General features: G+C 65.2%; 6 protein-coding genes. All 6 read left to right on the top strand.

Annotation, left to right across the window (positions count from 1 at the left end; all coding sequences use genetic code 11):
- Positions 1-172: 172 nt before the first annotated feature.
- From AC1VNY_RS27785 to AC1VNY_RS27760, 6 genes are read left to right on the top strand one after another with little or no spacing between them, the layout of a single operon-like run.
- Positions 173-1,687: an amidase gene (locus AC1VNY_RS27785; protein WP_461195715.1), complete on the top strand. Its 1,515-nt coding sequence runs from the start codon at positions 173-175 to the stop codon at positions 1,685-1,687.
- A 42-nt stretch (positions 1,688-1,729) separates the two neighbouring features.
- The gene (locus AC1VNY_RS27780; RefSeq protein ID WP_482407583.1) at positions 1,730-2,587 is read left to right on the top strand and encodes a branched-chain amino acid ABC transporter permease; all 858 of its coding nucleotides are present in this window, start codon (positions 1,730-1,732) and stop codon (positions 2,585-2,587) included.
- Positions 2,588-2,591: 4 nt separating this feature from the next.
- The gene (locus AC1VNY_RS27775) at positions 2,592-3,809 is read left to right on the top strand and encodes a substrate-binding protein (protein ID WP_482407582.1); all 1,218 of its coding nucleotides are present in this window, start codon (positions 2,592-2,594) and stop codon (positions 3,807-3,809) included.
- 7 nt (positions 3,810-3,816) lie between these two features.
- Complete coding sequence (locus tag AC1VNY_RS27770; RefSeq protein ID WP_253588262.1) at positions 3,817-4,911, top strand: branched-chain amino acid ABC transporter permease; 1,095 nt, start codon at positions 3,817-3,819, stop codon at positions 4,909-4,911.
- Positions 4,898-5,632, top strand: a complete 735-nt coding sequence (locus AC1VNY_RS27765) for an ABC transporter ATP-binding protein (RefSeq protein ID WP_028343255.1) — start codon at positions 4,898-4,900, stop codon at positions 5,630-5,632. Before AC1VNY_RS27770 ends, AC1VNY_RS27765 begins: the two co-directional genes overlap by 14 nt.
- The gene (locus AC1VNY_RS27760; protein WP_057015632.1) at positions 5,625-6,326 is read left to right on the top strand and encodes a branched-chain amino acid ABC transporter ATP-binding protein; all 702 of its coding nucleotides are present in this window, start codon (positions 5,625-5,627) and stop codon (positions 6,324-6,326) included. Before AC1VNY_RS27765 ends, AC1VNY_RS27760 begins: the two co-directional genes overlap by 8 nt.
- Position 6,327 lies beyond the last annotated feature (1 nt).

The following is a 6,327-nucleotide window of genomic DNA, read 5'->3' as shown; positions in this document are numbered from 1 at the left end:
CCCCAACCCTCCCCCGCAAGCGGGAGAGGGAGCCTTGCGAAATAATACTTGAAAAGGAAAATATTTCCGTTTTCAATACAGCAACGGGGTGAGCGGTTCGCGCGGGCAACGCGCCGCTGCGCCCTGCATCGAGGGATCAAATCCAAAGATCAAAAGCTATCAGGAGAGCGCCGTGACCGTCGTCCTTCCCACGCCAACGCAACTTCGTGCCGTCGCCGAGCAGTGCGGCCTGTCACTGACCGATGAGGATGTGGCCTCGTTCCGCGGCCTGATGCAGGGCTCGATCGACGCCTACAACGTCATCGCCGCGATGCCGGACGAACTGCCCAAGGTGAAATATCCGCGCACGCCGGGCTATCGCCCGTCGGCGGAGGAAAACCCGCGCAACGCCTGGTACTACAAGTCGACCGTGAAGGGCGCCGCCTCCGGCAAGCTCAAGGGCAAGACGGTGGCGCTGAAGGACAACATCATGCTGGCCGGCGTGCCGATGACGAACGGCTCGTCGACGCTGGAAGGCTATATCCCCGATTTCGACGCCACCATCGTCACGCGCATGCTCGATGCCGGCGCCGAGATCGCCGGCAAGACCCATTGCGAGCATTTCTGCCTGTCCGGCGGCAGCCACACCAACTCCTACGGAGCGGTGCACAATCCGCACAAGATGGGCTATTCGGCCGGCGGCTCGTCGTCGGGCTCCGGCGTCGTGGTCGCGCTCGGCGAGGTCGACATGGCGATCGGCGGCGACCAGGGCGGCTCGATCCGCATGCCGTCCTCGTTCTGCGGCACCTACGGCATGAAGCCGACCTGGGGCCTCGTGCCCTATACGGGCATCATGCCGATCGAGATCTTCGTCGACCACACCGGCCCGATGACCGCGACGGTGGAGGACAACGCGCTGCTGCTCGAGGTGATCGCCGGCGACGACGGCTACGATCCGCGCATCAAGGCGCCCAAGGTCGAGGATTACACCAAGGCGCTGGGCAAAGGCGTCAAGGGCATGAAGATCGGCATCCTCAAGGAAGGCTTCGAGCAGCCGACCGCGGAAGCCGCGGTCAATGAAAGCGTGCGCGAGGCGGCCAAGCGCTTCAAGGACCTCGGCGCGTCGGTCGACACCGTGTCGATCCCGATGCACATGGTCGGCCCGGCGATCTGGACCCCGATCGGCACCGAAGGCCTGACCCAGACCATGATGTTCGGCGACGGCTACGGCCTCAGCCGCCCCGACCTCTATTCGACCTCGCTGATGGATTTCCATCGCGGCTGGCGCCGCCAGGCGGACTCGCTGTCGGAAACCACCAAGCTGTTCATGATGCTCGGCACCTACATCAACAACAGCTTCGGTCCGCGCTTCTACGGCAAGGCGCTCAACATCTCCCGCCGCCTCACCGCGGCCTATGACAAGGCGTTCAAGGACTATGACCTCCTGCTGCTGCCGACCACGCCGATGAAGGCGCCGGCGCTGCCGGCGGCCGATGCCAGCCGCGAGGACTATGTCGCCCGCGCGCTCGAGATGATCACCAACACCGCGCCGTTCGACATCACCCATCACCCGGCGATGTCGCTGCCCTGCGGCATGGTCGACGGCCTGCCGGTCGGCTTGATGCTGGTCGGCCGCATGTTCGAGGAATCCACCATCTACCGCGCCGCGCACGCCTTCGAGCAGGCCGGCGACTGGAAGAAGATGTGAGGCACCGCTTGTTGCAGACGCAGGCTGGATGGATCGAGCGCCATGGCTAGCACTTTTGCCGCGGCGTTCGAGATCGTGAGCTTCGGCGCGATTATCGTGCTGGTGGTGCTCGGGCTCGGCATCATCGCCAGCATGATGGGCATCTTCAACTTCGCGCAGGGCGAGTTCGTCCTGCTCGGGGCCTATGTCACCTATCTGGCCTACGCCCATGGCGCACCGGTCTGGGCCGGCATGGTCGCGGCGCCCTTCGTGGTCGGCGCGATCGGCTTCGTGCTGGAGGCGCTGATCATCAGGCGCTTCTACGCCGCGCCGATCGTGGCGATGCTCGGCACCTATGCGCTCGGCCTGATCATCCGCGAGAGCGTGCGCGGCCTGATCGGCGGCTTCTATCTCACGGTGCCGGAGCCGATCGGCGGCTCGATCGACCTCGGCTCGGTCCACATCTCGGCCTGGCGCTTCACCATCATCGTGATCACGCTGCTGGTGATGGGCGCCTGCTATCTCTTGCTGGCGCGCACCTCGTTCGGGCTTCGGGTCCGCGCCACGCTGGAGAATCCGGCACTGGCGCGCGCCACGGGCATCTCGACGCCCCTGATCTACGGGGCGACCTTCGCGTTCGGTGCGGCGCTGGCCGGGCTTGCCGGCGCGCTGATCGTGCCGGTGTTCAGTCTGTTCGCCGATCTCGGCATCCGCTTTCTGATCCAGGGCTTCGTCGCCGTGATGGTCGGCGGGGTCGGCTCCTTCATCGGTCCGGTCGCCGGCGCCGGTGTGATCGGCACGCTCAGCGCGGCGCTGCCATGGGTGATGTCTCCGGTCGTCGCCGACGTCCTCGTCTTCGTGCTCGCCATTGCCTTCATCAAATTCCGCCCGCAGGGCCTCATATCGGGAAAAGGGGTTTAGTCAGATGTTCGATCGCACCAATCTCACGCGCCGCCGCTTCATGAGCAATTTCGCTTTCGCGACCGGCGCGCTCGCGACCGGGGTCGGCAGCTGGGTGGTCAGGCCCGTCTGGGCCAACGCCGCCGAGGGACCGATCAAGGTCGGCATCGCGACCGACCTGACCGGCCCGATCGCCTATGCCGGCAACGCCGACGCCAACGTCGCCAAGATGGTGATCAAGGAGATCAACGCCGCCGGCGGCCTGCTCGGCCGGCCGCTCGAACTCTATATCGAGGATACCGCCTCGAACGAATCGGTCGCGGTCGGCAATGTCCGCAAGCTGATCCAGCGCGACAAGGTCGACATGGTGCTCGGCGGCATCACCTCGTCGATGCGCAATGCGATCAAGGATCCGATCGTGGCGCGCGGCAAGACGCTCTACATCTATCCGCAGCTCTACGAGGGCAAGGAGTGCACGCCCTATCTGTTCTGCACCGGCCCGACCCCGGCGCAGCAATGCGACACCTTCATTCCCTGGCTGATCAAGAACGGCGGCAAGAAATTCGCGCTGCCGAGCGCCAACTATGTCTGGCCGCACACGCTCAACGTCTACGCCCGCAAGGTGATCGAGTCGAACGGCGGCGAGGTGGTGTTCGAGGAATATTACCCGCTCGACCAGGTCGACTTCTCGGCCACCGTCAACCGCGTCATCTCCAACAAGGTCGACGTCGTCTTCAACACCGTGATCCCGCCCGGCGTCGGTCCGTTCTTCAAGCAGCTCTATGAAGCCGGCTTCCTCAAGAACGGCGGACGGCTCGCCTGCGTCTACTATGACGAGAACACCCTCAATATCAATCAGGCCAACGAGATCGAGGGCCTTGCGAGCTGCCTCGACTATTTCAAGGTGCTGACCAAGGAGGATCCGTTCGACGCCAAGCTACAGGCGGCCTATGAGAAGGACTTCCCCGGCAACTTCCTGTTCGCGGCCGGCAGCGCCGCCACCGGAACCTATCGCGGCCTCAAGCTGTGGGAGGCGGCGGTCAAGGAGGCCGGCAAGGTCGACCGCGACTCCGTTGCGGCCGCGCTCGACCACGCCAAGATCGCCGAAGGGCCGGGCGGGCCCGCGGAGATGGTGCCGGGCAAGCGTCACTGCAAGATGAAGATGTACACCGCCGTTGCCAAGGGCGGGAACTATGAGATCGTGGCGCGCAGCGACGGTCTCGTTGATCCCAAGGAATGCTGAGCGATCAATGGTTGGAGCAAGAGAAGCTGTCGCACGCGTCGGTGAGGAACCAGATGTCGTGACGGGCGAGGGTGCACCGGCCGCAAGCGCGCCGGCGGGACGAGTATCGGCAGGATGGAAGGTCCTGCCGATCGTGGAAGGGCTGGTGTTGTTGATCGCGCTGGTCCTGCCATGGGTGCTGCAGGATTATCTCACGGTGTTCGCCACCCGCGTGGTGATCCTCGCGTTGTTCGCGCTGTCGTTCGACCTGGTGTGGGGCTATGCCGGCATCATGAGCTTCGGCCAGGCGCTGTTCTTCGGTGCCGCCGGCTACGGCGTGGCGCTGTTGGCGCGCGACCTCAATGTCACGTCGATCCTCCTGATCCTGCCCGCCGGCACGTTGATCGGGCTCACCGCGTCGCTCTTGCTCGGCGGCTTCCTGCTGCTCGGGCGTTATCCCTCGAGCGTGATCTTCGTCTCGCTCGGCACCCTGACCGGCTCCTATGCCGCGGACCGGCTGGCGCGCGGCTGGTACTATCTCGGCGGCCAGAACGGCATCCCGTCGATCCCGCCGCTCACCCTCGGCAGCTACGAGTTCGAGGAGGGCCCGATCTACTACTACATGGTGCTCGGCATCCTCGTGGTCGTCTATCTGCTCTGCCGCTTCCTGGTGCGCTCGCAATTCGGGCTGGCGCTCGCGGGCCTGCGCGAGAACGAGCAGCGCATCGCCTTTTTCGGCTACAAGGCGCAGCACCTGAAGGCGATCATCTTCGCGGTCGGCGGCACCATCGCCGGTCTCGCCGGCAGCCTCTATGCCTTCCACGAGGGCTTCGTCTGGCCCAACATGCTGGGCGTCGTGTTCTCGACCCAGGTCGTGCTCTACGTTTTGTTCGGCGGCTCCGGCACGCTGATCGGCGCCGTGATCGGCACCGTGATCATCGAGGGCGTCAGCTTCTGGCTGTCGGACAATTACCGCGACGTCTGGCCGATCATCCTCGGCGTGCTGCTGCTGCTCGTCATCATGTTCCGCCCGCTCGGGCTGATCTCCTTCGTGCTCGGCGAGCGCGAGCGGGTCGGCAGTTTCGGCAAGGCGCCAAAGGAGACCGGCAATGCCGCTCCTTGAGGCGCAAGGGATCAGCAAGGTGTTCGGCAAGCTCACCGCGCTCGACGGTGCGGCGCTGACCGTCGGCGAGAACGAGTTCCACGGCCTGATCGGCCCGAACGGCTCGGGCAAGAGCACGCTGATGAAATGCGTCGCCGGCGCCGAGGTGCCGACCACGGGCAAGGTCTCCTTCATCAACACCGACATCACCGCGTTCACGCCGACCGAGCGTGCGCGCGCCGGCATGAGCCTGAAGTTCCAGATCACCTCGGTGCTGCCGACGCTGACGCTGTACGACAACATCCTGCTGGCGCTGCAGGCGCACTGCTCGCTGTTCGATCTGGTGCTGTCGCGGACCCGCAAGAAGCTGCACGATCAGGTGATGACGATGCTGACCCAGTTCCGGCTCGCCGATCGCGCGCATGATGCCGCCGCGGCGCTGTCGCACGGCCAGCAGCAATGGCTCGAGATCGCGATGGCGCTTGCCGGCAAGCCGCGGCTGTTGCTGCTGGATGAGCCGACCGGCGGTATGAGCCTCGAGGAGCGTCGCGTCACCGGCGAACTGTTGCAGCCGATCAAGCAGCACTGCTCGCTCGTCATCGTCGAACACGACCTCGATTTCATCCGCGACATCTGCGATCGCCTCACCGTGCTCGACCAGGGCAAGGTGCTGGCCTCGGGAACGGTCGCGGAAATCCAGGCCAACAAAAGCGTCCAGGAGATCTATCTTCGCCGTGCCTGAGCAAACCTTCCTCGATATAAGGCATCTCGATGCCGGTTATGGCCGCAGCCAGGTCCTGTTCGATGTCAACATCGGCATTCCCTGGCGCGGCGGCGTCGCCGTGCTCGGCCGCAACGGCGCCGGCAAGACCACGCTGATGAAGACCATTGTCGGCGAGCTGGCAAGCTCGCAGGGCGAGTTGTTCTTCGACGGCCGCGACATCACGCGGCGCCGCACCGAGGAGCGGGTGCGCTCCGGCATCGGCTATGTGCCGCAGGAGCATTCGGTGTTCGCGCGCCTTTCGGTGCGCGACAACCTCGCGGTCGGTTCGCTGTTCAATTCCGATGCCAGCGCGGTCGATCGCGTGCTGGCGATCTTCCCGAAGCTCGGCCAGCGGCTCGACCAGCCCGCCGGCACGCTGTCCGGCGGCGAGCGCAAGATGCTGGCGATCGGCCGCGCCATGCTCGGCAATCCAAAATTGCTGCTGCTGGACGAGCCGACCGAAGGCGTCTGGATCGGCGTGATCGAGGAGATCACCGAGCGGCTGATCGAGCTTGCGAAGAGCATCTCGGTCGTGATCGTCGAACAGCATCTCGATCTCGCGCTGCGCGTCGCCGACTATGCCTATGTGCTGGACCGCGGCCGCGTCGCGCTGCAGGGCGGCGCGAGCGAGGTGCGGAGCGATCCGGAACTGCTGCGCTATCTGGCGCCGTAGC

The organism is Bradyrhizobium ferriligni, assembly GCF_056837965.1.
This window is presented reverse-complemented; position numbering and strand designations above follow the sequence as displayed.

What these genes read in the sequence shown, in the direction of transcription:
- AC1VNY_RS27780 (WP_482407583.1), top strand. Translation starts at nt 1,730, where the DNA reads ATGGCTAGCACTTTTGCCGCGGCGTTCGAGATCGTGAGCTTCGGCGCG.
- AC1VNY_RS27775 (WP_482407582.1), top strand. Translation starts at nt 2,592, where the DNA reads ATGTTCGATCGCACCAATCTCACGCGCCGCCGCTTCATGAGCAATTTC.
- AC1VNY_RS27770 (WP_253588262.1), top strand. Translation starts at nt 3,817, where the DNA reads ATGGTTGGAGCAAGAGAAGCTGTCGCACGCGTCGGTGAGGAACCAGAT.
- AC1VNY_RS27765 (WP_028343255.1), top strand. Translation starts at nt 4,898, where the DNA reads ATGCCGCTCCTTGAGGCGCAAGGGATCAGCAAGGTGTTCGGCAAGCTC.